The sequence below is a fragment of the Actinomyces sp. AC-20-1 genome, from assembly GCF_023369555.1.
Classification (GTDB): Bacteria; Actinomycetota; Actinomycetes; order Actinomycetales; family Actinomycetaceae; genus Actinomyces.
On sequence record NZ_JACJVC010000005.1, the window covers coordinates 24,561 to 48,262 of the forward strand.

The following is a 23,702-nucleotide window of genomic DNA, read 5'->3' on the forward strand; positions in this document are numbered from 1 at the left end:
GGCGGGGGCCGGGGGTCAGTCGAGGGGCTTGCGCAGGATCGGGCAGCTCATGCAGTGCGGGCCGCCGCGGCCGCGGCCGAGCTCGGAGCCGGGGATGGTGAGGACCTCGATGCCCTGGCTGGTGAGGAAGCGGTTGGTGTTGATGTTGCGCTCGTAGGTGATGATGGTGCCGGGGGCGATGGCGAGGGAGTTGGCGCCGTCGTCCCACTGCTCGCGGGCCGCGGAGCGCGAGTCCTGCGGGGTGGTGAGCACGCGGATCTCGTCCAGGCCCAGGGCCTCGGCGATGACGTCGTGCATGCGCTCGGGCGCGTTCTCGGTGACGAGGATCTGCCCGGGGGCGTCGCCGGGGCGCAGAGTCACGGTGGGCAGCATGCCGACGCCGGCGTACTTGGTGAAGGTACCGCGGTCGACCATCGTCATGACGGTGTCGAGGTGCATCTGGGCGCGCGACTTGTGCATCCTCACGGCGATGACCTCGCGGACGCCGCCCTCGAAGAGGCTGGCGGTGAGGTGCTCGACGCCCTGGGGGCAGGTGCGCTCGGAGATGCCGATCATGACGGCGCCGTTGCCGATGATCTGGATGTCGCCGCCCTCGATGCTCATCTCGCGCCCGAGGGTGCCGTCGTTCCACAGGGGGAAGTCGGCCTCGGCGAACAGCGGGTGCCAGCGGTAGATGGCGCGGTAGTTGAGGGTCTCGCGCCGTCGTGCGGTGCGGCGCATCGTGTTGACCGAGACGCCTCCGTAGATCCAGCTGGAGGAGTCGCGGGTGAAGAGGTGGTTGGGCAGGGGGTTGAGCAGGAGGTCCTCGTCGTCGATGGAGGACATGACCATGGAGCTGACGCCGGGCAGCTGCTCGAGCAGCTCGGCCTTGGTGATGCCGGCGATGAGGACCTCGGCGAGGACGTCGGCCTCGGCCTCCTCGGCCCAGCGCCGGACGGTGGGGGCGGCGGTGTGGCCGGTGTGGTGGGGGGTGAGGGCGCCCTCGAGGAGGTACTGGCGCGCCTGCGGGATCTTGACGGTGTCCGTCAGCAGGTCCTTGAGGTAGAGGACGTTGACGCCTCTCTGCTTGAGGACGGCGGCGAACTGGTCGTGCTCCTGCTGGGCCCTCTCGAGCCACAGGACGTCGTCGAAGAGCAGCTCGTCCTTGTTGTCCGGGGTGAGCCGGTTCATCTCCTTGCCGGGGCGGTGGAGGATGACGGTCTCGAGCTCACCGATCTCTGAGTCAACGGAAAACTTCATCGTTCTCGTCTCCAGCACGTGGTGCGGTGTCGCGCTGTGCAGTCGTGGGGTGTGGGGCTGGCGCCCGCTTCCTGAGTGGTACAAGCGTACTAGACATTGCGTAAGTCACAAGGGGCGTCGAAGCGGATTCGGTACATTTGTGCCAAATAGAGAACGCATCGTGAGACGTGGCGTCGTCAAAGTCCGGTCATATCGGGGATATGGGCAGCCCCTCCTCATCTCAGAAGCGACGCCGATGGGGCGGGGAGCACCTGAGAGTTGTAGGAAACAGCAATGCTGTGGAGGGTGAGGCGCCCACCGGCACGGTGCGTCGCCGGGACGGGCGCCGCTGCGCGCCCCGCCGCTACGCTGAGGCCGTGACCGACCCCTCCCGCGCCACCCGCCCCGGCCTGCTCATCTCCTTCGAGGGCGGCGACGGCGTCGGCAAGACCACCCAGATCGAGCACCTGGCCCGCTCGCTCGAGCGCGACGGCCACGAGGTCCTTGTCACCCGAGAGCCCGGAGGCACCGGGCTCGGCTCCGAGATCCGCCGGCTGCTCCTGCACGGCGGCCACGTCGCCCCCCGCGCCGAGGCCCTGCTGTACGCCGCCGACCGCGCCCACCACGTCGCGACGCGGGTCCGACCCGCCCTGGAGCGCGGCGCCGTCGTCCTCACCGACCGCTACCTCGACTCCTCCGTCGCCTACCAGGGCGCCGCCCGCGCGCTCGGGCCCGAGGAGGTCCGCGACCTGTCCCTGTGGGCCACCGAGGGCCTGCTGCCGGACCTCACCGTCCTGCTCGACGCCGACCCCGGCCTGGCGGAGCGGCGCACCGCCGGCAGAGGGGGCAAGGACCGCCTCGAGCGCGAGCCCGGCTCCTTCCGCGCCGCCCTGCGCGAGCAGTTCCTCGCCCTGGCGGAGGCCGAGCCCGAGCGCTTCACCGTCATCGACGCCGACCGGCCGGTCGAGCCGGTCGCCGACGACGTCCGGGCCGCCGTCCTCGCCCTGCTCAGGAGCCGCGGCGCCACCGGGGGCGCTGGGGCCTCTCAAGCCGTCACCGGCTGCCGCTAGCCTGGGCGCGTGAGCATGAGCGTGTGGGACGACGTCGTCGGCCAGGACAAGGTCGTCGCGGACCTCGAGGCCGCGGCGCGCTCCGCCCGCGCCCTGGCCGAGCAGCGAGAGGGGCGTGCGGACACCGCAGGCGCCACCGACGCCACGGGCTCCGCCGGCACCGCGGCCATGACCCACGCCTGGCTCGTCACCGGCCCGCCCGGCTCCGGCCGCTCCAACGCCGCCCGCGCCTTCGCCGCCGCCCTGCAGTGCACCGGCGCCGTGCCCGGCTGCGGCGAGTGCAAGCCCTGCCGCGACGTCATGAGCGGCACCCACCCCGACGTCGTGCGGCTGTCCACCGAGCGGCTCATCATCACGATGGAGGAGGTCAAGGACCTCATCGGCGAGGCCCAGCGCCGCCCCTGGACCGGGCGCTGGCGCGTCATCCTCGTCGAGGACGCCGACCGCATGGCCGAGCGCACCACCAACGTCCTGCTCAAGTCCATCGAGGAGCCGCCGCCGCAGACCGTCTGGGTCCTGTGCACCCCCAGCGCCGACGACGTCCTGCCGACCATCCGCTCGCGCTGCCGCCTCGTCACCCTGCGCGTGCCGCCGCCGCAGGCCGTCGCGGAGCTGCTCGTGCGCCGCGACGGCGCCGACCCGGGGCTCGCCGAGCGCGCGGCCCGCGCCAGCCAGTCCCACATCGGCCTTGCCCGCCACCTCGCCGTGGACCCGGGCGCCTGGGAGCGCCGCCGCCGGCTCCTGCTCGCCCCCGTCTCCCTGCGCAGCGTCGGCGACGCCGTCCTGGCCGCCGCCGAGCTCGTCGAGAACGCGGAGACCGAGGCCAAGGAGGCCACCACCGAGCGCGACGCGCGCGAGCGGGCCGAGCTCCTGCGGGCCCTGGGCATGGAGGGGGACACCAAGGTGCCGCCCGCCCTGCGTGCCCAGGTCCGCCAGCTCGAGGAGGACCAGAAGCGCCGCGCCAAGCGCGCCCGCACGGACGTGCTCGACCGCGCCATGACCGACCTGCTGTCCTTCTACCGCGACGTCCTGGCCACCCAGCTGGGCTCCGACGTCGAGCGCGTCAACATCGACCTCGCCGAGGCCGTGGACCAGGTCGCCCGCACCACCGGGCCGGAGCAGTCCCTCGCCCGCATCGCCGCCATCGAGGAGTGCCGCGCCCGCCTGCGCACGAACGCCTCCGCGCTGCTGGCCGTCGAGGCCCTCATGGTCCAGCTGCGCCCCCAGGCCTGAGCCGGGCGGCAGGTGTGGGCCGGGCAGTACTCCCCGTCGTCGCGCTCGGCCCTGCTCATCGAGGTCACGGTGTCCAAGGGCGTGGCCGCCAGCAACCTCTACCTCATCGCCTCGGACGGCAGGCCCGTCCTCCTGCCCGCCCAGGGCCTCACCGGCTCCATGCGCAAGGAGACCAGGGCCGCCACCGAGACCCTCCGGGTCGCGGACACCCTGTGGGCCTGGGCCGAGGTCCGCGGGCTCGTGCGCGAGTCGGGCCAGTACGTGAGGAGCACGAGCAGGCTCCTCGAGCGCAACCGCCTGTCCCCGGGCCGGGAGCACGAGCTCCGGGCCGCCTACGCGCAGGGCCGGCGCGCGTAGCACCGATAGCGCCGACGGTGGCGGTGGCGCCGGGTGCGCGCTCCCCATCGTGCGGGCGGCGCGCCCCTGCGAGGATCGCCCCGTGAGCACCCCCTCCGCCCACCGGGCCCGGTCTGGCCCCGAGGTCTACGTCCGGCGCCGTCCCCTCATCGAGCGCGTCATGGCCGTGCCCTTCATCGCCCTGGCGGGCACGGCCCTCGCGGGCCTGGTCCCGCTGCTGGCGGGGGCCGTCACCGGCCGCCACCCGGCTGGCTCTGTCGGGCCCGGCCTGGTGCTGCCCACAGTGCTGCTCATCCTCCTGCTCGCCGTGCCCGGGGTCGTCGCCTAACGGCCGCGCCTCGTGGCGGACGCCTCCGGGCTGCACGTGCGCGGCATCCTCACCCGACGGGACCTGCCGTGGCCGGCCAGCCGCGGCGAGCTCGTCACCGTCCCCGTCCTCGGGCTCCGCCGCACGAGGACCATGGCCGTCCAGTACCGTCCCGCGGACGGCTCCCGGGCGGTGACGATCCACGCCCTCGCCCGGCCGACGGTGACGGTCCTCGAGGACCCGGACGCCGTCCAGGAGGCCACCGACCTGTGGCAGTGGGGCGTGAGCCGCGGCTACGTCAACCCGGCCGAGGAGCCCCGGGGTGCCGCCGAGGCGCCCCGCGCCGCCGGGACAGCCACCGCTGGGACCGCGCTCGCGCCGTCGGACCACCTGGGGCTGAGCACCGCCGGGCCGGGCGCCGTCGGCTCCCCGCTGGACCCGGCGCTGCACCAGGCCCAGGCCCTGCACCTGCGCGCCTGGGACAGCGCCCGCGGCGCCCTCACCGTCCTCCTGACCGTGCTCGGGCTCATCCTGACCGCCGTCATCGCCACCCTCCTGAGCCCGGGCAGCGCGGCGGAGGCTGTCGGTGCCGGCGTCGCGCTCCTGTTCTTCGGGCCCCTCACCGCGCTCGTCCTCGTCCTCGCCTCCGGCACGACGACGATCGACGCCGAGGGCTTCCACGTCCGCCGCCTCGGCCGCCTCGGGCGGGTAGACGCCCCCTGGCCCCGCTCGCGCTCCGACCTCTACGTCCACGTGGCGACGAGCGGGCGCTCGGGCAGCACCGGCACCTGCGTCCTGCTCCTGCCCGACGGACGCCCCCTCATGCTGCCGGGGACGGGCGGCGGCAGGGGAGCGGGCGGGGCGCTGCGCGCCTGGGAGACCTCCGAGCGCATCTGGGCGTGGGGCGTGTCGCACGGCCTCGCCCGGGATGACGGCGCCTACCGGCCCTGCGCCGACCGGACTTGGGAGGCGCGGCGCCGGCTCTCCCGGGCCCACCTCGACGTCGAGCGCGCGCGCCTCAGCCCTCGCGCAGGGCCTGCTCCTGCCGGGGGCTCAGACGGTACTGCTTGACCTCCCGGTTGGTGGTGTCGACGTACTGCCCGCTCTCACGCACCAGCCCCCGTGACAGGGCCCACGCCCAGATCGTGTCCGCGTCCACCAGCGACCGCCTCAGGTGCTCGCGGGCCAGCGCCCGCCTCGGAGCCCCCACGGTGCGCAGGGTGCCGGGCACGAGGGAGGCCGAGCCGTCGGCGGCGATGACCCACACCGCGCTGGCGTAGGAGCCCTCCTTCTTGCTCATGACGGCGATGGCGGAGCGCGACGGCGGCCACGGCAGGAGCCTCGTCCCGGTGGCCGTGGTGACGCGGATGCCCTCGCGCGTGAGGACGACGCGCGAGCGGAAGGTGGAGATGAGGTTGTAGACCATCCAGATCGCCAGCCCGATGCAGAACACGCCCCAGGCCTGGGTGAGCAGGCCGTGGCCCTCAATGAGCCGGGCGCGACGCGACGTGCCGGTCCGGGCGTCCGGATGGAGGATGAGCTGCGTGCTGAGCCAGACCATCCCGGGGGCGAGGAGGAGACCGAGGACCAGCGCGCTGATCCTGGTGCTGAGTCTGTGGGTGAAGGCCAGGGGCTCGAGGCCCACACGGACGTGGTCTGCGAGGGAGGTCATGGCGGCATCCTGCCAGGCCCTCCCTCCGGCCCGCAGCGGCGCAGGCTCCCGGGCCGGGGAGCGCTCCCCCTTGAGGAGGAGTGCGGCCCGCAGGCGGGCGCCCGTAGGCTGCCGCTCGTGACCCCCATGACCCGCACCCCCCGACACACCCGCTCCCAGCGCGCGCTCGCGGCCCTCGCGGCCACCGCTCTCGCCCTGGGCGCCGCCGCCTGCGGCGGACAGACGGTTCCCGTCAGGAACGCCACCCCCGCGCCCGGCTCGACCGCCGCCGTCCCACAGGGCCTGGAGTCCTTCTACTCCCAGGAGCTCGACTGGTACCCCTGCGGCGACGGCTCCACGATCGCCGAGTACGCCAAGGGCGAGCTCCTGTGCGCCACCGCCGAGGTCCCGCTCGACTACGAGGACCCGGACGGCCAGAGGATCACCCTCGCGCTCAAGAAGCGCGAGGCCGACGGCGACGCCCAGGGCACGCTCTTCGTCAACCCGGGCGGCCCCGGCGGCTCCGGCGTCGAGCTCGTGGGCTCCGCCGACGGCCTCATCGGTGAGGACGTCCTCAAGGTCTACGACGTCATCGGCTTCGACCCGCGCGGCGTCGGCTCCTCCACGGCCGTGGACTGCGTGAGCGACGCCGAGCTCGACGAGCAGCGCTCCGGCCGGGTCTACACCGCCGAGGAGCTCGCCGCCGAGGAGAGCGAGGAGGACACCCAGGCCGCCGTCCTGGCCTCCGCGAAGGAGGACGCCGCCGCCTGCGAGGCCCACACCGAGGTCAAGGGCCTGCTCGACCACATCGACACCGTCTCCGCCGCCCGCGACCTCGACATCCTGCGCGCCCTGGCCGGGGACCCGGTGCTCACCTACCTGGGCTACTCCTACGGCACCTACCTGGGCGCCACCTACGCGGACCTCTTCCCCGCCAACGTCGGCCGCCTCGTGCTCGACGGCGCCGTCGACCCGATGCTGAGCGCCGGCGAGCTGAGCCTGGGCCAGGCCGAGGGCTTCGAGAACGCCCTGCGGGCCTTCGTCAAGGACTGCCAGTCCGGCAGCTCCTGCCCGCTGACCGGCGACGTCGACTCCGGTGTGCGCCAGGTCCAGGACTTCCTCGACCTCGTGGCCACGAGCCCCATCGAGACCTACGACCCCAAGCGCCCGCTCACCCGCTCCCTCGCCCTCGACGCCATCATCGGCGTCCTCTACGCCGACGAGTCCTGGTCGGTGCTCGCCGAGGCCCTGAACCAGGCGATGCTCCAGGACGACGGCTCCACCATGCTCTACATCGCGGACCTGCTCGCCTCGCGCAACGACGACGGCTCCTACTCCGGCAACGGCGACGAGGCCATCACGGCGATCAACTGCCTCGACTACCCGGTCCAGGGAGACCCGGCCTCCTGGGCGGCCGAGGCCGACAAGGCCGAGGAGCTGTCCCCGACCTTCGGCGACGTGATGGGCTACTCGGACCTGTACTGCCAGGGGTGGGGGCACGCCTCCGACCGTGAGCGCACGGCGATCCGCGCCACGGGCGCCGCCCCGATCCTCGTCGTCGGCACGACGGGCGACCCCGCCACCCCCTACCAGTGGTCGGTCTCCCTGAGCGAGCAGCTCGACTCCGCGGCGCTGCTCACCTGGGAGGGCAACGGGCACACCGCCTACGGGCGCGCCGGCGACTGCGTGGGCAGCGCCGTCGACACCTACCTGCTGACGGGACAGCTGCCCGAGGACGGCCTGACCTGCGCCGGCCAGGAGTGACGGGACGCTGAGCGCCCGGGGCTGAGAGGCGCCGGAGCCTCAGTCCCGGGTGAGCTCCCCGGCGATCGAGCGGCCCACCCAGCCGGCCAGCCCGGCGCCGCGCAGCCCCTGGCTCAGGAGGAACTGCACCTTGGCGTAGACGGCCTCCAGGGTCATGTCCGCGCTGCCGACCGCCCCCGCCCGGGCCATCGCGTCGCCCGTCTCGTAGCGTCCGAGGCGCACGCGGGCCTCGTGGCACTGGGAGGCGACGACGACGGCCGTGCCCGCCGCGGTGACCGAGGCGATGAGGCCGGTGAGCCCGGGCTCACCGCTGGGCACGTTGCCGACGCCGAAGGCCCGCAGGATGACGGCCTCAGGCAGGGGCGTGAGCATGGCCTCCAGCCGGGCGGTCGTGAGGCCGGGCACGAGGTCGACGACGGCGACGTCGTGACGGCGGTAGGGCCGTGGCCGCGGCCATCCCTCACCCGTCCCGGGGGTGGCGGACCACTGCCACGGGGCACCGGCGCGGGCCAGCGGCGGGTGGGAGGGCGAGTCGAAGCCCTCGAAGGACCAGGCGCTCGTCTTGGTCGCCCGGTTCCCGGCGAGCAGGCGGTGGCCGAAGAAGAGGCTCACGCCCGCGGCGCGCGGGTGGCGGGCGGCCCGCAGGGCGCCGGTGACGTTGGCGGCGGCGTCGGAGCCGGGGCTGAGCGCGGGCAGCTGCGAGCCGGTGACGACGACGGGCCGTCCCAGGCCGGTGAGGGCGTAGGACAGGGCCGCGCTGGTGTAGGCCATCGTGTCCGTGCCGTGCAGGACGACGAGGCCGTCGGCGGCCCGCGGCCCGACGGCGTGGGCGCGCAGGTCGTCCACGACCTGCTGCCAGGACTCCGGTGTGGCGTTGGAGGAGTCGATGAGGGGGGCGAGTGAGGAGAAGGTGAGGCCGTCGGCGAGGTCCGCGCCCTCGGGGCCCTCGAGCAGGCGGGTGAGCCAGCCCTCGAGGTCCGCACCGGGGACGAGGCCCTGGGGGGAGCCGACCATGCCGATGGTGCCGCCGGTGTAGGTCACGTGCAGGCGCATGGGCCCAGGGTAGGGGTTCCGCCCGGGCACCTGTGTCCAGGACCACGCGGTGGTGGGCGCGGCGGCGTTTGCGCCCCGCGCGGCGCTGCCGGTAGCGTGTGCTGCGCTGCCCAGCGCGCCACCTTAGCTCAGTCGGCAGAGCGATTCACTCGTAATGAATAGGTCGTGGGTTCGATTCCCACAGGTGGCTCCAGCAAGGCCCCGGACCGGATGGTCCGGGGCCTTTGCCGTTCCCCGTCCCATAAGCGCCGTTGCCGCTCGGCGAGGATTTATCCGGGCTCTCCGGGCCGGCGTCGTCGGTGAATCGGAGAATGGAATCGAGTTTCCCGCCCGATAATGTTGCCTGGAATGCAGATCGCGTTTATTGTTTTCTTGACATCGGTCCCCGCGCATTCTTGTGGAAGGGCCGGGAAGTCCATCAAGGAGAGCACTTATGGCCCAGAAGACCCAGGTCATTCTCGTAGACGACGTCGACGGCTCCGAGGCCACCCAGACCATCACCTTCGCGCTCGACGGCGTCAGCTACGAGATCGACCTCAACGACGAGCACGCCGCCGCCCTGCGCGAGTCCATCGAGGAGTGGGCCTCCAAGGCGCGCCGCACCGCCGGGCGCCGCAGCCCCGGCACCCGCCGCCGCGCCGCCGCAGCCTCCGGCGAGACCCAGCGCATCCGCGAGTGGGCCCGCGAGCAGGGCATGGAGGTCTCCACCCGCGGCCGGATCTCCTCCGACATCCGCGCCGCCTACGAGAAGGCCAACGCCTGAGGCCCTGCTGCGCCACCCGCGTCGCGGCCGTCCCCGCCAGGGAGCGGCCGCGACTGTGCTCCGAGTCCCCCGCGCCCCCAGGGGCTCCGGTGCCCTCAAGGTCCTCAGGGGCCCGCCCCCGCCCGTGACGGGCCCTCCGGCCTGGTCGTACCCCCTGCCGGCCTGGCAAGATGGCCCCATGGCTTACACCCTTGTGCTGCTCCGCCACGGCGAGAGCGAATGGAACGCAAAGAACCTCTTCACCGGCTGGGTCGACGTCCCGCTGTCGGAGAAGGGCCGCGCCGAGGCCGCCCGCGGTGGTGAGCTCCTCAAGGAGGCGGACGTCCTGCCCGACATCCTGTTCACCTCGATGCTGCGCCGCGCCATCATGACGGCCAACCTCGCCCTCGACTCGGCGGACCGCCACTGGATCCCCGTCGAGCGTCACTGGCGTCTCAACGAGCGCCACTACGGCGCCCTCCAGGGCAAGAACAAGAAGGAGATCCGCGACGAGTACGGCGAGGACCAGTTCATGCTCTGGCGCCGCTCCTTCGACGTCGCCCCGCCGGCCATCGAGGCGGGCTCCGAGTTCTCCCAGGACCAGGACCCCCGCTACGCCGGCGAGCCGGTCCCGGCCTCCGAGTGCCTCAAGGACGTCATCGCCCGACTCCTGCCCTACTGGGAGGAGCGCATCGTCCCCGAGCTGCGCACCGGCAAGACCGTCATGGTCGCCGCCCACGGCAACTCGCTGCGCGCCATCGTCAAGCACCTCGACGGCATCTCCGACGAGGACATCGCCGGCGTCAACATCCCCACCGGCATCCCGCTCGTCTACGAGCTCGACGAGGAGACCCTCAAGCCCCTGAAGAAGGGCGGCACCTACCTCGACCCCGAGGCCGAGGCCAAGATCGCGGCCGTCGCCAACCAGGGCAAGTGAGCCTCCGGGCGGCCTGACCCCACGGCCCCGCAGCGCACCGGCGCTGCGGGGCCGTTGTCAGTGCCCGGCAGCGCCGGTGGGCGCCGGTCGGGGTGCCGTCACCGCTGGTCGCCGGCCTCCTCGGCCTGGCCGTCGTGCGCGCCCAGGTGGTGGCCCGAGACGAGGTAGGTCACGCGACGGGCCACCGATGTCGAGTGGTCCCCGAAGCGCTCGAGGAAGCGTCCCATGAGGACGGCGTCGACCACCTGCTGGCGGCTGAGCTCGTGGGCCGGGTCCAGGACCATCTGGAAGCACTCGCGGTGCAGCCGGTCCATCTCGGCGTCGTCGGCCTGGATGCGCCGGGCCAGGTCGAGGTCCTGGGAGGCGACCAGGCGCGCCACGTCCCGCCCGGCGCGCACCGCGTGGTCCGCCATGGTCAGCAGGTGGCCCATGACGGGCTCCGGCACCGGCGGCTCGGGGTAGCGGCCGCGGGCGATGGCCGCCACATGACGGGCCAGGTCGCCCTGGCGCTCGAGCGTCTGAGCCATGCGCAGCGCCGAGATGACGTGACGCAGGTCGGAGGCGACCGGCTGCTGACGGACCAGCAGCATGATGCACAGGTCGTCGATGTCCCGCTGCAGGTCGTTGATGCGCTCGTCGGCGTCGATCACCTGCTCCGCCACGATGAGGTCGCCGTCACGCAGCGCCGCGCTGGCCCGCTCGATGGCGGTGGCGACCTGATCGGCCATGGACTCGAGGTCGTAACCGAGCTGCCTGAGCTCCTGGTTGAAGATGTCGCGCACGGTGACGTCTCCTGGTGTCGAGGGGCGCGCGGGCAGGGGCCCGCGGACGTCACCAGCATGGGCGCCCAAGGTGAACAACCGGCGACGGGGCCGAACACAGTCGGTGAACTCCTCGCCGTCGGCCCCCGACGTGCTCGCCACCCTCCCGGGCGCCGCCTACCCTGAGGGGCGTGGACGTCCCCTGGCTCATCATCACCGCGGTCGTGGCCCTGGCCGCCGGCGCCGCGCTGGGCTGGGCCGCCGCCCGCGCCTCCGGTCGTCCTGGTGAGCGCCCCGGCGCGATGGGCGGCCTGCTGAGCGACACCGCCGTCATCCCCGTCCTGGCCGCCCTGCGCTCGACCGTCGTCGTCCTCGATGACGACGACGAGGTCCTGCGGGCCTCCGCCTCCGCCTACACCTACAACCTCGTGCGCGACGACGCCGTCTGCGTCCCCGACGTCGCCGAGATAGTGGCGCGCGTGCGCGAGGACGGCGAGCCGCGCGAGCAGGAGATCACCGTCCCGCGCGGCCGGGTGCCCGGGTCGGGCCACTTCTTCCTGCACGTGCGCGTGGCCTCCATCGGCGAGGGGCGCCTGCTCGTCCTCGTCGAGGACCGCAGCGCCGCCAAGCGCCTGGAGGACATGCGCCGCGACCTCGTCGCCAACATCTCCCACGAGCTCAAGACCCCCGTCGGCGCCATCGCCCTGCTGGCCGAGACGATCGAGGACAGCGCCGAGGACGCCGGGCTCGTCGCCGGCTTCGCCGCCCGCATGCGCACCGAGGCCACCCGGCTGGGCGTGCTCGTGCAGGACATCATCGAGCTCTCCCGCGTCCAGGACGGTGACGCCCTCGTCAGCCCCGAGGACGTCGACGTCGACGCCGTCGTCGCCGAGTCCGTCGACCGGGTCCGGGTCGAGGCCGAGGCCCGCTCCATCGACGTCGTCTCCGGCGGCACCTCGGGCCTCATGGTCCGCGGCGACGCCTCCCTCATCGTCACCGCCGTGCGCAACCTGCTCGACAACGCCGTGCGCTACTCCGAGCCGCGCACCCGCGTGAGCGTGGGCGTCTCGCTCGACCCCGCGGACCCCGGGCTCGTGCGCGTCGCCGTCGTCGACCAGGGCATCGGGATCGCGCCCGAGGACCAGGGGCGCGTCTTCGAGCGCTTCTACCGCGTCGACCGGGCCCGCTCGCGCGCCACCGGCGGCACCGGCCTGGGCCTGGCCATCGTCAAGCACGTCGCCGCCAACCACGGCGGCACCATCGAGCTGTGGTCGGCCCCCGGCCGCGGCTCGACCTTCACCCTCGTCCTGCCGCGCCTGGTCCCCGCCCTGGTGCGGGCGCAGGCCGGCTGACCCGCCGCGACGAGCGGCACCGAGAAGAGACCGAGAAGAAGGAAGCCACCATGACCCGGATCCTGCTCGTCGAGGACGAGGAGAGCTACCGCGAGCCCCTGGCCTTCAGCCTGCGCCGTGACGGTTTCGACGTCGTGGAGGCCGAGGACGGTGTGGCCGCCATCGAGGCCTTCGAGGCCGCGGGCCCCGCCGTCGCCATCGACCTCGTGCTGCTCGACCTCATGCTCCCGCGCCTGAGCGGCACGGAGGTCTGCCGCCGGATCCGGCGCGTGTCCTCGGTGCCGGTCATCATGCTCACCGCGAAGGACTCCGAGGTGGACACCGTCGTCGGCCTGGAGATCGGCGCGGACGACTACGTGACCAAGCCCTACTCCTACCGCGAGCTCATCGCCCGCGTGCACGCCGTCCTGCGCCGCAGCCGCGAGGAGGAGCCGGCGGACCTGGTGCTGGAGGCCGGGCGCGTGCGCATGGACGTCGAGCGCCACGAGGTGAGCGTGGCGGGCGAGCCGGTGGCGATGCCGCTGCGCGAGTTCGAGCTGCTCGAGCTGTTCCTGCGCAACCCGGACCGGGTGCTCACCCGCGGGCAGATCATCGACCGGGTGTGGGGTGCGGACTACGTGGGGGACACCAAGACCCTCGACGTCCACGTCAAGCGCATCCGGGCGAAGATCGAGCCCGACCCCGGGGCGCCGCGCATGCTCATGACGGTGCGCGGCCTGGGCTACAAGCTCGTCGCCCACCCCCGCTGAGGCCTGAGCTCTCACGTCGGCCCCTGACCTCTCCGGTCAGGGCTCAGCGTGTGGGGCCGGTCACGGGCGAGTGGCTCTGTACCAGCGGCGGGTGTACCGGATCGCTGTACCGGCGCAGAGGGCCGTCAGCGCCGCGTACACGAGGACTGTCCACGCGAACCAGTCGCCGGTGCTGACCGCGCGCGTGAGGCTGAGGCCTACCCAGGTCGCGGACAATAGGCAGTACAGGATCGTCAAGCGGCGAGGAACTGTGCGCAGGTCTGTCGGCAGTGCTTGGACGTAGCCTTCTGGTGGCCCGAGCTCCCGCGCAACTCCGAGCCCGGTGTCGTGGGCGTGTGAGGCAGCCTCCCGCAGCACCGCCTCGATCCGGTCCTCGGTCAGATCTCCACATCGCCGCAGTGCGGAGCGTGCGCGATCACGCCAGGCGTCGTCGTCCAGCGTCGCGCTCTTCAGGATCGACTCGGCGGTCAACACGGGCGGATGAGCATGGTGTGGACGCCACGACCGTGCTACCGCCCACGCGGCGACGCCGTACACCGGCACGAGGACCAGGGACCAGAACCCGCTGACACGTGGGCCAACCTGCCCGAGCGGCACGATCAGTCCCGCGATCGCCACGCTTCCGACGACGACCGTCAGCCCAGAGACAGCTACGGTGAATCCGAACGAGTACCGTGCGTTCGCGCGCTTGTAGACCGTGATGAGGGCCATGATCATCGCGCCCACCAGCAGTGGCATGAGAGCCATCCCCACAGTGAGATCGGTGACACGGTCCGCGAACGGCAGGAGCGAGAGCAGTTGGCTGCCGAACAGGAGCAGACTGACACCTGCCGCGACCCCGGGCGCCGACACGACGCTCTCCCGCGCATCGAGCATCAGCGCATCGTCGAACACGTCCGGCCCCGCCTCGCGGAGCTCGGTGAGCCGTTCACGAGCCCACTGCTGCGGCGCTCCATATGCTTCCCCGGGATCAACCTGCGCGTCACGGACCGTGGCGACTGCGTCGACGAGCGCCTGCTCGACGACATCGACGCACCTCGTCCATCACCAGCCGGACGCATGCCGATTCCGCCCAGTCCACGTCGGACTCGCGGCCGCGCGCCTAGAAGAACACCTCGTGCACCCGAGCCAGTTCTGGCCCCGCAGGACGATCCTTCCTCGAAGCATCCACACTCTCAACGGATATCGCTTCCCCCTTCCTGTGTGGTGCCGTGCGCGACGACCGTGCTGATCTGAGTGGCGTCGCTGTGCCGGTGAGCAGATGTGCCCAGGCGATTCGTGAACATCGCAAGCAATGCCCGTTCCCGTTCGAGCCGCTGCCGCCCGTGAGTGGTCAGTGTGTACTCACGACGCGCCGGCCCTGATGGTCCCGGCACCCACACGGCGTTGAGCGCACCGTCCTCCTCCAACCGGGCCAGCGCTGGATAGAGCGACCCTCCCTTCGGCACACCGAGTCCCAGCGCTCCCAGCGCCTGAGCGATCGCGTATCCGTGCAGCGGGCGACCATCCACGCACGCCAGCACCGCGGTCGGCAACAGTGCCCGCACCCACGTCCCCGGAAGCACAGGGGCGTGATCAGCGCGACTCGACTCATCTACATCCACTATGAATCTAAGTATAGAACTTATCTAGAAAGGGGTGCGACTGAGTCGCCATGAGCGTGTTCGCTCACTGCTACTTGCGGTAGTGGGGCAGCCCGAAGATCGAGCCTGACCCCGGGGTGTCGCGCATGCTCAAGATGGTGTGCGGCCCGGGCTACAAGCGCAGGGCTCAGCAGATGGTTGTTGTGAGGACGCGGGTGGCAGGGGCTGCGGCGCTGCGTGGGCGATGGGCTGAGGCTGGCTACCGCGGTACTGGAACCAGCGCTGGAGCACTAGGAGGGCCACCACGACCGCGAGCCCGAGGTAGACCGAGCTGACCGGCCCGGCAAGGACGAGGCGCTGGGGCACGACGACGAGCCCGTCGACTGCGAGCAGGGCGGCAAGGACGACGTTGCGAATGACGACTGCAGGGCCGACACGTCGACGGGCGATGCTGCCCCAGCATCCGCAGTCCGTGGCGATCCCCCGCGCCAGGACGCTGGCGGCCGCAGCCGTCAGCAGAACGAAGAGTACCGAGGTGAGGACGGAGATCAGGGGTGCGAACATGCCCAGGATCAGGCACATGCTCAGCGTCATCTCGACGACGGGCAGAGCGAAGGCCGTGGCCTCCGCCGTCCTGGCGCCGAGGATCCGGTAGCCGAGGATGTCGCTCACGCCTTGGCGGTAGTCCTGGCGCAACTTGCCGGTGGCGCTGACGAAGAGGAGCAGCCCCGCCAGGAGACGGGCGCCGGCGAGGATGAGTGCGAGAGTGTCCATAGGATCTCACTTCCTCGTGATGATCTGGGTGTCGAGCTCAGACGTAGTTGACGCAGATGACGCCGGTCTTCTCGCAGTGGGCGGCGAGGCAAATAGGGCACCAAGTGAGCCCGCAGAGGATGGCTGTCGGCCCGGCCCATATGCAGGCGGCGCAACACGTGAGGAAGTCCTTGCTTACCTTCACGCAGGTACCTTTCGGGATGGTGCCAATCGGACACGGTGAGCTAGTCGTGGAGGTGTAAGAATCGGTGCTGAAGTGGGTGGCGTCTCCGGGCACCTCGCTGGTGGCCTCGGCTGCGACGAGCTCTAGGTATTGCCCGTCTGCGCTGTCCTCCCACCGAAGCAGACGAGTGTCCAGTTTCTGTGCTCCATCGGCGGAGAACAGATCTACTGCGAGGGCATAGTGCCCGCTGTCATCTTGTGCGGCGGTACGTCTCACGATCCGTCCGTCAGGAAGTTGTCCCGTAGCGGACATGAAGACGGAGACAGGCATACCGACGATGTTGCTCGCCTCGTCGAGGGTCAACTCGTGTGTGGTGTCCCTCATGCTGTCGGCTGGTACTGGCGCGTCCCACCAGTTTGGTGATGTCGGACCGGGTGAACCCGTCAATGCTCGCGCTTCGGGTACCAGGGCGAACAGCGCTCCTGCCATCGATGTCCAGATTCCAGTGAGTAGTGCTTGACGGCGCTTCATGGTTCCTCCTCGAGGACAACAACATGGTGTGACGCGCCTCACGAGTGTAGCGGTTGGTTGAGAGGGCAACAAGGGCTCGACGAGACTCATCAGGAATGCCCGCGAAGGGGGCTCGGTGCCTCACGTAGAGCTGCCCGCGAAGTCCGTGGACCGTGGTGGGCATGGGAAGTGGGTTGTCGGTGCAGGTCAGGGCCGAGATCACAGCAGGTACGCAGGGGCGTACGCGAAGGCCTCAAAGAAGGACAAGGGGCGGATCCTTGACGAGGTCTGCGTGGTCACGGGCTGGAGCCGGGACAACGCGCGCCGGCGCCTGGTGGCCGCGGCCAGGCGCACACCCGGTCACAGGAAACCGGAGCCCAGGGCTAGGGCCCGCAGGTACTCATACGACGCCTTGAAGGTACTTCAGCTGGTGTGGGCCGCCATCGGCGGACAGTGCGGCAAGTACCTCAAGGAGTCCATGCCGATGCTGCCAGGCCCGCTGGAGGTGAGTGGTGAGCTCGACGACGAGCCGTGCTACAGCCCGGCTGTCAGAAGCGAGCCGGGTGGCTATGAGCGCGCCCGGCCATCGACCGCTACCTCGCCCCGGCACGGTCCACCGACCAGCTGCGGGGCAGGTCGACGACCAAGGCTGGCCCACTGCCGCGCAGCTCCATCAAGGTCCGCAAGGCCGGCGACGAGGCCGAGCCCGGGTTCTTCGAGGCCTGTCGCCGTCGCCCACTGCGGGCCGACCCTCAAGGGAGAGTTCGCCCGGGGGCGTGAACATGACCGATGTTCTCACAGGGTGGACCTTCACCCGCTCGATCCGCAACAACGCCGACAAGCACATCATCTCCGCCCTGGACGCTGCTGTGGGCTGCCTGCCGTTACCCGTCCTGGGCATGGACTTCGTAGGCGGCTCGGAGCTCATCAACCACGGGGTGGTCAAGTGGGCGGCGGACCTGGACATCTACTCCCGCCCGTTCGCGCCCCTACCCGAAGAACGACCAGGCCACCATCGAGCCTGTGGAACAACCACCTGGTGCGCCGCTACGCCTTCTACTACCGCTATGACACCAGCGAGGAGCGCGAGGTCCTGGGCCGCCTTTGGGAGCAGGTCAACGTCAAGCTCAACTTCCTGCCCGTTACCTTGTTGGTGGTCCTGGGTGGTCCGGGGCTGGGCCAGCTGCTGCGGGCATGTTGTCTTGCCCCTGTCTACTCAATGATCCGGGGGGGGGTTGTCACCCGCGGCAGCCGGGCGCTGGGGAGCGCTGATAAGGGGAACGCCCCGCTGTGTGTGAGGTCTAACGCACACGTGGGTGCGGGGCCAGTCGTCCACCGGCTGGCCCCGCATCGACTTGACCGAGAGGCGGCACAAGGGATGGATATCGAGGACATCGAGGTCTTCATCGGCACCGGGCGTCGGCAAGAGCGAGCACTGGGCCACGGCCTTGGGCCGGGACGGGCGCAAGGTCCTCGACAGGGCGCTGCCCAATGACGAGGGCCGGCTGCGTGAGGTCTACCAGCGCCTGCAGGCCAAGGGGCAGGTGCTGGTTGTGGTCGACCAGCCCGCCACCATCGGGGCCCTGGCGGTGGCGGTGGTCCAGGACATGGGCGTCACCGTGGGCTACCTGCCCGGACTGTCCATGAGACGCATCGCCGACCTGACGCCGGGCAGCGCCAAGACCGACGCCAAGGACGCGGCCGTCATCGCCCAGGCCGCCAGGACCATGCCTCACACCCTCAGCGCCATCAGCGCCTCGGACGAGGACGCGGCCGCCTTGTCGATGCTGACCGGTTTCGACCTGGACCTGGCCCGCCAGGTCAACCAGACCGCCAACCGGATCCGGGGACTGTACACCCAGATCCACCTATCTTTGGAGGCCGTGTTGGGGCCCTGGCTGGAGCACGACGCCGTCCTGGAGGTCATCGCCGCCTGGCCCACCCCAGTCGACCTGAAGAGAGCGGGCAAGGCAAGGATTGACGCCAGGCTCAAGAAACACGGGTGCAGGCGCCACGCCACCTGGGCCGCCAGATCATCTCGGCCCTGGAGCGCCAGCGCGTCACCGTCGCCGGCACCGACGCCGCCGCAGTGGTGCTGCCCCACCTGGCCAGGCAGCTCATCGCCCTGCACACCCAGCGCGCCGACATCGCCGCCCAGGTCGAGACCCTGGTGCAGGCCCACCCTCTTTACCAGGTCCTGACCTCCATGCCCGGGACCGGGGTCCCGGCCGCTGCCGTCTTCCTGGCCGAGACCCTGGGCAAGACCTTCACCACCGGAGCCCACCTGGCCTCCTACGCCGGCCTGGCACCAGTGACCAGCAGATCGGGCTCATCGATCCGCGGTGAGCACGTCTCCTACGCCGGCAACAAGCGCCTCAAGCGCGCCATGTTCCTGTCCGCCTTCGCCTCACTGCGCTGCGACCCCGTCTCACGGGCCTGCTACCAGCGCAAACGAGACCAAGGCAAACGCCACAACCAGGCCGTCCTCGCCCTGGCGCACCGCCGCATCCTGACCCTGCACGCCATGATCAAAAACGGCACCCTCTACGACCCCCCCCAACCAGCACGCGAGCTACCCGCAGCCACTTGACACACCACATAGGGGCACCCCCCCGTAAGCCCGTCGGGTGGGGCACTGACAAGGCCGGCAGGCTGGGGTGCCTCTACGACGCTCCCCGCACCCCGCCAGGCCGGCTGCTGGACACCGACGCCTTGACCAAGACCCAGAAGACGGACCTGATCACCTACCGCTACCAGCTCAACCCCGTCGCCATCACCCGTCGCATCATCGAGCTCCAGGACGTCCTCATCCGCCTGGCCGAGGACAAGACCGACCAACTCTACCTCGCCCAGACCCCCAGCATCCTGCCCGACGTCCACAAAGGCATCCGCATCAAGAAAGCCTCCTGAGCACAACCGGACTACGCGGGCACTCCTACATAAGGCACCGAAGATATTTCGCGGGCACATTGACATGAGACACCCCGGGGCTCGGTGGCACCGGTGAAGATGCTCGTGAGGCGGACTCGGTGCCTGACGTCGGGGGCCCTTGAGGGCTCGGCGTTTCCGTGTGTGGGTCGTGGGCTGGCTGGCGTGCGCGCGACGGTCTGGCCTGTGAGGTAGGTCCTCCCGACTTTTCCGCAGGATCCTGCTAAAATGAGATCTCTCAACACTGACTGGAGTGACGTCACCCATGACCTTCGAAGTCGGCGAGACCGTCGTCTACCCCCACCACGGCGCGGCCAGGATCATCGACATCCGCCAGCGCAAGGTGCGCGGCGAGGAGAAGACCTACCTGCAGCTCGAGGTCGCCCAGGGCGACCTGACGATCCTCGTCCCCGCTGAGAGCGTCGAGCTCATCGGTGTGCGCGACGTCGTCGACCAGGCCGGCCTGGAGCGCGTCTTCGACGTGCTGCGCGCCCCCCTGACCGAGGAGCCCACCAACTGGTCGCGCCGCTTCAAGGCGAACCAGGAGAAGATCGCCTCCGGTGACGTCATCAAGGTCGCCGAGGTCGTGCGCGACCTCTCCCGCCGGGACACGGACCGCGGCCTGTCCGCCGGCGAGAAGCGCATGCTCTCCAAGGCCCGCCAGATCCTCGTCTCCGAGCTGGCCCTGGCGGAGAAGACGGAGGAGGACGCCGCCGAGACCAAGCTCGACGAGGTCCTGGCCTCCGGCACCGCCGCCTGAGCCCGGCTGAGCCCGCCTGCGCGCCGACGACGGCGCTGCGCGCGCACCCACCGGCCCGTCCGCCCCCGTGGTGTGACGGGCCGCACCCGTGTGCGACGCCGTCGTCACGCGGACGTTGCCTGACGTTCGCCACCGGGTCGTAGGCTCACGACCATGACCCCCACCTCCCCGCGCGCCGCCGAGCCCGCCGGCGCCGTCGTCGATCCCCCCGCCGCCCCCAGCAGCCGCCTGCTCACCTGGCCCGTCATCTCCTGGGGCCTGTGGGACTGGGGCTCGGCGGCCTTCAACGCGGTCATCACGACCTTCGTCTTCACCGTCTACCTCACCAGCTCCTCCTTCGGCGACCCGGCCGAGAACGAGGCCGCCCTGTCCCTGGGCCTGACCATCGCCGGTGCCTTCATCGCCCTGCTCGCACCCGTCACCGGCCAGCGCTCGGACCGCGCCGGCCGCACCGTCTTCTGGCTGGGCGCCTACACCGCCGTCGTCGTCGCCGTCAGCGCCGCCCTGTTCCTCGTCCTGCCGGAGCCCGGGTACCTGTGGCTCGGCATCACGCTGCTCGGCGTCGGCAACGTCTTCTTCGAGCTCGCGAGCGTCAACTACAACGGCATCCTGTCCCACCTGGCCCCCAAGGACCGCGTGGGCGCCGTCTCCGGCCTGGGCTGGGGCATGGGCTACATCGGCGGGATCGTCCTGCTGCTCATCCTCTACGTCGGCTTCATCAGCCCGGAGGTCGGCTGGTTCGGCGTCACGAGCGAGAACGGCCTCAACGTCCGCGTCTGCATGCTCATCGCCGCCGCCTGGTTCGGCCTGAGCGCCGTCCCCGTGCTCATCACCCAGTCCGGTGCGGGCGCGCGCCGGCGCCGCATGGCCCTGGCCGAGGCCGAGCGGCGCGGCACCGAGCGCGCCGCCACCGGCATGGAGTCCGAGCCCGGCCGGAGCACCGAGCCGGTGCGGGTGCGCCGCGAGCCCCTGTGGGTGTCCTACAAGCGCCTGTGGCACACACTCGTCGGCCTGTACCGCACCCACCCCGAGGTCCTGTGGTTCCTGCTCGCCGCCGCCGTCTTCCGCGACGGCCTCGCCGGCGTCTTCACCTACGGCGGCATCATCGCCCAGAACACCTTCGGCTTCTCCAGCGGCGACGTCATCATCTTCGCCATCGTGGCGAACGTCGTCGCCGGCATCGCCACGATCCTCAGCGGCCGCCTCGACGACCTGTTCGGCCCGCGCAAGGTCATCCTCGGCGCGCTCGGCCTGCTCGTCCTCGCGGGCCTGGGGGTCTTCCTCCTGCACGACGGCGGCTCCACCGTCTTCTGGGTCCTGGGCCTCGTGCTCTCCGGCTGCGTGGGCCCGGCCCAGTCCGCGGCGCGCTCCTTCCTCGCCCGTCTCATCCCCGAGGGGCGCGAGGGCGAGATCTTCGGCCTCTACGCCACCACCGGCCGCGCCGTGTCCTTCATGGCCCCGGCCATGTACGGCGCCTTCATCGCTATCGGCCACCGGGTCGTCGGCGGCAGCGCCGCCTACTGGGGCGTGCTCGGCATCGTCGTCGTCCTCGCCATCGGGCTGCTGCTCATGCTGCGGGTCTCGGACCCCAAGGGGCACATCACGAGCCTGGGCGACGAGCAGCTCTGAGCGCCCCGCGCAGGCCCGCGACCGCCCGGCTCTCCCGGGGCGGTCTCAGTCCCGGTCGCCGCGCTGGCGGGCCTCGCGCTCGCGGCGCATGCGCTCCATGTCCTCGGTCGTGAGCGGGCCCTGCGTGGTGCCGGCGGTACCGCCCTCACGGGTCCAGGAGACCGCCAGGCCGTCGCGCTGGCCGAAACGGGCCAGGTGGATGCCGGTCACCTGCTCGAGGCGCTCGAGGTTCTCCTCGGTGGTGGACAGGCGCAGCTCGAGCACGCCCTCGTCGCAGGACAGGGCGACGAGGCCGGTGCTCGGGCCCTCGCGGGTGAAGGACATCCAGCCGGTCGAGGACTCCCGGTCCCAGGCCCCCTCGATCTTGCGGCCCATGTGGCTGACGAGCTGGTGGCCGTAGCGGGCGGGCCTGTCCGTGGCGACGCGGGCGACGGAGGTGCGGTCGAAGGTGCCGGTGACGGGGGCAGCGCTCATAAGGGCATCCTTACCTATGAGCCCCGTCCGGTGCCAGCGCCTCATCGCCGACGGCGCAACCCGGCGCATCCCGACGGCGGGCGACGGGCTGCGCCGGGCCCGTCACCCGGCGGCGTAGGAGAAGTCCTCCACACGCGTCGAGCCCGCGAGGGCGCGCACGCCCACGAGGCGGCCCGTGAAGCCCCCGGCGACCTCGGTGGACAGGTGGCGCCCGTCGAGGCGGGCGATCTCGCGCACGCCGCCCTCGGCCTCCTCCTCACGCAGCCCCAGGACGATCTCGTCCACCTTCCGGTTGAACATGGACGTCGGGTCCGGCCGCTCACAGGTGAGGACCAGGCGCACCGGGCCCGCCGCGGGCACCGGCGCCCCGAGCTCCTGGCACAGCGGGCCGATGCGGACGACGGCGCTCACCGCGGTGCCGTCGGTGCGCACCGCCGCCCAGTGCGCGGGGTCGAGGTAGACGAGGAGCTCGCCCGCCCCGCCCTCGCCGGGCGTGAGCGTGACCTCGGCGCGCCAGGCCTCGTCGCGGGCGCGCACCCCGATGAGCGGGCGGGACGCGTCCGGGTCCTCGGGGGCGGTCAGGTGCAGGCGCCCCTGCGCGTCACGGCTCAGGCCCGGGCGCGCCAGGCCGCCCGGCGAGACCCAGGCGTCGCCCAGCGACCAGGGGGCGTCGCCCTCGGCCACCGGCCCCGGCTCGCCCGTGAGCGCGTCGGTGAAGGAGCGCGGGGCCGCGGCCTCGCGCTCGGCGACCGCCTCGGCGTAGGTCTCCTCGACGACGACCGGCCAGTCGCCGGACCAGTCGACGCCCTGGAGGAAGGTCTCACGGCCGTTGACGTGCACCCCGGGGAAGGGGTCGCGCTGACGGATGCCCAGGTGGACCATGGCGAAGCGCTCGCCGTCCCAGTCGCCGTCGCCCTCGCCGTCGAGCGGGACGAGGTCGGCGTGCCCGGTCGCCTGGACCGGGTGGTCGGTGGAGCGGTGCGTGAGCACGGGGTTCGTGGGGCACTCCTCCCAGGGGCCCTCGAGGCTGCGGGCGCGCGCCATCGTCACCATGTGCCCCAGGCCCGTGCCGCCCTCGGCCAGCAGGAGGTACCACCAGCCCCGACGGCGGTACAGGTGCGGCCCCTCGGCGTCACGGCCGCCGGAGCCGCCCCACAGCGCGCTCTGCTCACCGGTGCGCTCGCCGGTGGACGGGTCGATGGTCACGTGGCTGATCGCCCCGGCGAACTGGCCGTCCCTCATGCCGAGGTCCCGCCAGGTGAGGTGGCAGGTGCCCTCCTCGTCCCAGAAGAGGTCCGGGTCGATGCCCGGGGTGTCCGGGACCATGACCGGCTCGCCCCAGCCGGCGGCCGGGTCCGTGGTCGAGACGATGACCTGGCCGAGGGGCTGGGCGCCCATGTTGGTGACGACGACGTGGAAGACGCCGTCGTGGTAGCGGATGCAGGGCGCGAAGGTGCCCATGGAGGGCGCGTCGCCCAGAGGCAGCGGCAGGGTGGAGGGCCGCTCGTAGACGTGCCCGACCTGCTCCCAGTGGATGAGGTCCGTGGAGCGGTGGACCGGCAGCGCCGGGAAGGACTCGAAGCTCGAGCTCACGAGCCAGAAGGTGTCCCCGACCCGGCAGATCGAGGGGTCGGGGTAGTAGCCGGGCAGGATGGGCAGGGTGTTGCGCATGGTTCATTGTCCTTGA

The 23,702-nt window shown here is 71.6% G+C and carries 23 protein-coding genes, 1 tRNA gene and 1 pseudogene; 15 read left to right on the forward strand and 10 right to left on the reverse strand.

Annotated features, from left to right (window positions below):
- Positions 1–15 precede the first annotated feature (15 nt).
- Positions 16–1,239, reverse strand: coding sequence for an arginine deiminase (locus tag H6X67_RS04390; RefSeq protein WP_249367807.1), 1,224 nt, complete (start codon positions 1,237–1,239; stop codon positions 16–18).
- A 356-nt stretch (positions 1,240–1,595) separates the two neighbouring features.
- Between H6X67_RS04390 and tmk the strand changes: the two genes are divergently transcribed.
- The 5 genes from tmk (at position 1,596) to H6X67_RS04415 (ending at position 5,256) form a co-directional block, all read left to right on the forward strand.
- Positions 1,596–2,288, forward strand: a complete 693-nt coding sequence (tmk, locus tag H6X67_RS04395; RefSeq protein WP_249367806.1) for a dTMP kinase — start codon at positions 1,596–1,598, stop codon at positions 2,286–2,288.
- A 15-nt stretch (positions 2,289–2,303) separates the two neighbouring features.
- A complete protein-coding gene (locus H6X67_RS04400; protein WP_249367812.1) occupies positions 2,304–3,521 on the forward strand; it encodes a DNA polymerase III subunit delta' in 1,218 nt (405 codons plus the stop codon).
- 12 nt (positions 3,522–3,533) lie between these two features.
- Entirely contained in the window at positions 3,534–3,878 is a 345-nt protein-coding gene (locus tag H6X67_RS04405; protein WP_249367805.1) for a hypothetical protein, read from the forward strand.
- Positions 3,879–3,960: 82 nt separating this feature from the next.
- Positions 3,961–4,206, forward strand: coding sequence for a hypothetical protein (locus H6X67_RS04410; RefSeq protein WP_249367804.1), 246 nt, complete (start codon positions 3,961–3,963; stop codon positions 4,204–4,206).
- Positions 4,207–4,218: 12 nt separating this feature from the next.
- Positions 4,219–5,256: a hypothetical protein gene (locus H6X67_RS04415; RefSeq protein WP_249367803.1), complete on the forward strand. Its 1,038-nt coding sequence runs from the start codon at positions 4,219–4,221 to the stop codon at positions 5,254–5,256.
- On the opposite strand, the gene H6X67_RS04420 is transcribed toward H6X67_RS04415, so the two are convergent.
- A complete protein-coding gene (locus H6X67_RS04420) occupies positions 5,204–5,857 on the reverse strand; it encodes a hypothetical protein (protein WP_249367802.1) in 654 nt (217 codons plus the stop codon). The two genes, H6X67_RS04415 and H6X67_RS04420, sit on opposite strands and share 53 nt — an antisense overlap.
- Positions 5,858–5,983: 126 nt before the next feature.
- Between H6X67_RS04420 and H6X67_RS04425 the strand changes: the two genes are divergently transcribed.
- A complete protein-coding gene (locus H6X67_RS04425; RefSeq protein WP_249367811.1) occupies positions 5,984–7,600 on the forward strand; it encodes an alpha/beta hydrolase in 1,617 nt (538 codons plus the stop codon).
- Between the two features lie 39 nt (positions 7,601–7,639).
- Here H6X67_RS04425 and H6X67_RS04430 read toward each other — a convergent pair whose 3' ends face one another.
- Entirely contained in the window at positions 7,640–8,653 is a 1,014-nt protein-coding gene (locus H6X67_RS04430; protein WP_249367801.1) for an asparaginase, read from the reverse strand.
- 117 nt (positions 8,654–8,770) lie between these two features.
- On the opposite strand from H6X67_RS04430, the gene H6X67_RS04435 reads away from it, so the two are divergent.
- The 3 genes from H6X67_RS04435 to H6X67_RS04445 all read left to right on the forward strand — a co-directional run bounded on the left by H6X67_RS04435 (position 8,771) and on the right by H6X67_RS04445 (position 10,332).
- Positions 8,771–8,846, forward strand: a tRNA-Thr gene (locus H6X67_RS04435).
- Between the two features lie 240 nt (positions 8,847–9,086).
- Positions 9,087–9,416: a histone-like nucleoid-structuring protein Lsr2 gene (locus tag H6X67_RS04440; RefSeq protein WP_249367800.1), complete on the forward strand. Its 330-nt coding sequence runs from the start codon at positions 9,087–9,089 to the stop codon at positions 9,414–9,416.
- Between the two features lie 178 nt (positions 9,417–9,594).
- A complete protein-coding gene (locus H6X67_RS04445) occupies positions 9,595–10,332 on the forward strand; it encodes a phosphoglyceromutase (protein ID WP_249367799.1) in 738 nt (245 codons plus the stop codon).
- A gap of 98 nt (positions 10,333–10,430) precedes the next feature.
- On the opposite strand, the gene phoU is transcribed toward H6X67_RS04445, so the two are convergent.
- Positions 10,431–11,114, reverse strand: coding sequence for a phosphate signaling complex protein PhoU (gene phoU, locus H6X67_RS04450; RefSeq protein ID WP_249367798.1), 684 nt, complete (start codon positions 11,112–11,114; stop codon positions 10,431–10,433).
- Between the two features lie 170 nt (positions 11,115–11,284).
- On the opposite strand from phoU, the gene H6X67_RS04455 reads away from it, so the two are divergent.
- The gene (locus tag H6X67_RS04455) at positions 11,285–12,445 is read left to right on the forward strand and encodes a sensor histidine kinase (protein WP_249367797.1); all 1,161 of its coding nucleotides are present in this window, start codon (positions 11,285–11,287) and stop codon (positions 12,443–12,445) included.
- A gap of 50 nt (positions 12,446–12,495) precedes the next feature.
- Positions 12,496–13,194 (forward strand): response regulator, encoded by a 699-nt coding sequence (locus H6X67_RS04460; RefSeq protein WP_249367796.1) that lies wholly within the window; start codon positions 12,496–12,498, stop codon positions 13,192–13,194.
- A 60-nt stretch (positions 13,195–13,254) separates the two neighbouring features.
- Here the strand turns inward: H6X67_RS04460 and H6X67_RS04465 are convergent, their stop codons facing one another.
- The 4 genes from H6X67_RS04465 to H6X67_RS04475 all read right to left on the reverse strand — a co-directional run bounded on the left by H6X67_RS04465 (position 13,255) and on the right by H6X67_RS04475 (position 16,098).
- Entirely contained in the window at positions 13,255–14,088 is an 834-nt protein-coding gene (locus H6X67_RS04465) for a hypothetical protein (protein WP_249367795.1), read from the reverse strand.
- Between the two features lie 281 nt (positions 14,089–14,369).
- Entirely contained in the window at positions 14,370–14,798 is a 429-nt protein-coding gene (locus H6X67_RS11995; RefSeq protein ID WP_349305310.1) for a PadR family transcriptional regulator, read from the reverse strand.
- A gap of 129 nt (positions 14,799–14,927) precedes the next feature.
- Positions 14,928–15,551 carry a MauE/DoxX family redox-associated membrane protein gene (locus H6X67_RS04470; RefSeq protein ID WP_249367794.1) on the reverse strand — a complete coding sequence of 208 codons (624 nt, stop codon included), beginning with the start codon at positions 15,549–15,551 and terminating at the stop codon, positions 14,928–14,930.
- A 37-nt stretch (positions 15,552–15,588) separates the two neighbouring features.
- Positions 15,589–16,098 (reverse strand): hypothetical protein, encoded by a 510-nt coding sequence (locus tag H6X67_RS04475; protein WP_249367793.1) that lies wholly within the window; start codon positions 16,096–16,098, stop codon positions 15,589–15,591.
- 1,504 nt (positions 16,099–17,602) lie between these two features.
- Here H6X67_RS04475 and H6X67_RS04480 point away from each other — a divergent pair.
- The 4 genes and pseudogenes from H6X67_RS04480 to H6X67_RS04495 all read left to right on the forward strand — a co-directional run bounded on the left by H6X67_RS04480 (position 17,603) and on the right by H6X67_RS04495 (position 21,541).
- Positions 17,603–18,814, forward strand: a pseudogene (locus H6X67_RS04480) (IS110 family RNA-guided transposase).
- A gap of 122 nt (positions 18,815–18,936) precedes the next feature.
- Positions 18,937–19,134, forward strand: coding sequence for a hypothetical protein (locus H6X67_RS04485; RefSeq protein WP_249367791.1), 198 nt, complete (start codon positions 18,937–18,939; stop codon positions 19,132–19,134).
- A 283-nt stretch (positions 19,135–19,417) separates the two neighbouring features.
- The gene (locus tag H6X67_RS04490; RefSeq protein ID WP_166858358.1) at positions 19,418–19,912 is read left to right on the forward strand and encodes a CarD family transcriptional regulator; all 495 of its coding nucleotides are present in this window, start codon (positions 19,418–19,420) and stop codon (positions 19,910–19,912) included.
- 153 nt (positions 19,913–20,065) lie between these two features.
- The gene (locus H6X67_RS04495; protein WP_249367790.1) at positions 20,066–21,541 is read left to right on the forward strand and encodes an MFS transporter; all 1,476 of its coding nucleotides are present in this window, start codon (positions 20,066–20,068) and stop codon (positions 21,539–21,541) included.
- A gap of 45 nt (positions 21,542–21,586) precedes the next feature.
- Here the strand turns inward: H6X67_RS04495 and H6X67_RS04500 are convergent, their stop codons facing one another.
- Both H6X67_RS04500 and H6X67_RS04505 read right to left on the reverse strand, forming a co-directional pair.
- Entirely contained in the window at positions 21,587–22,015 is a 429-nt protein-coding gene (locus H6X67_RS04500; RefSeq protein WP_249367789.1) for a DUF2218 domain-containing protein, read from the reverse strand.
- Between the two features lie 102 nt (positions 22,016–22,117).
- The gene (locus H6X67_RS04505) at positions 22,118–23,686 is read right to left on the reverse strand and encodes a glycoside hydrolase family 43 protein (RefSeq protein WP_249367788.1); all 1,569 of its coding nucleotides are present in this window, start codon (positions 23,684–23,686) and stop codon (positions 22,118–22,120) included.
- Positions 23,687–23,702 lie beyond the last annotated feature (16 nt).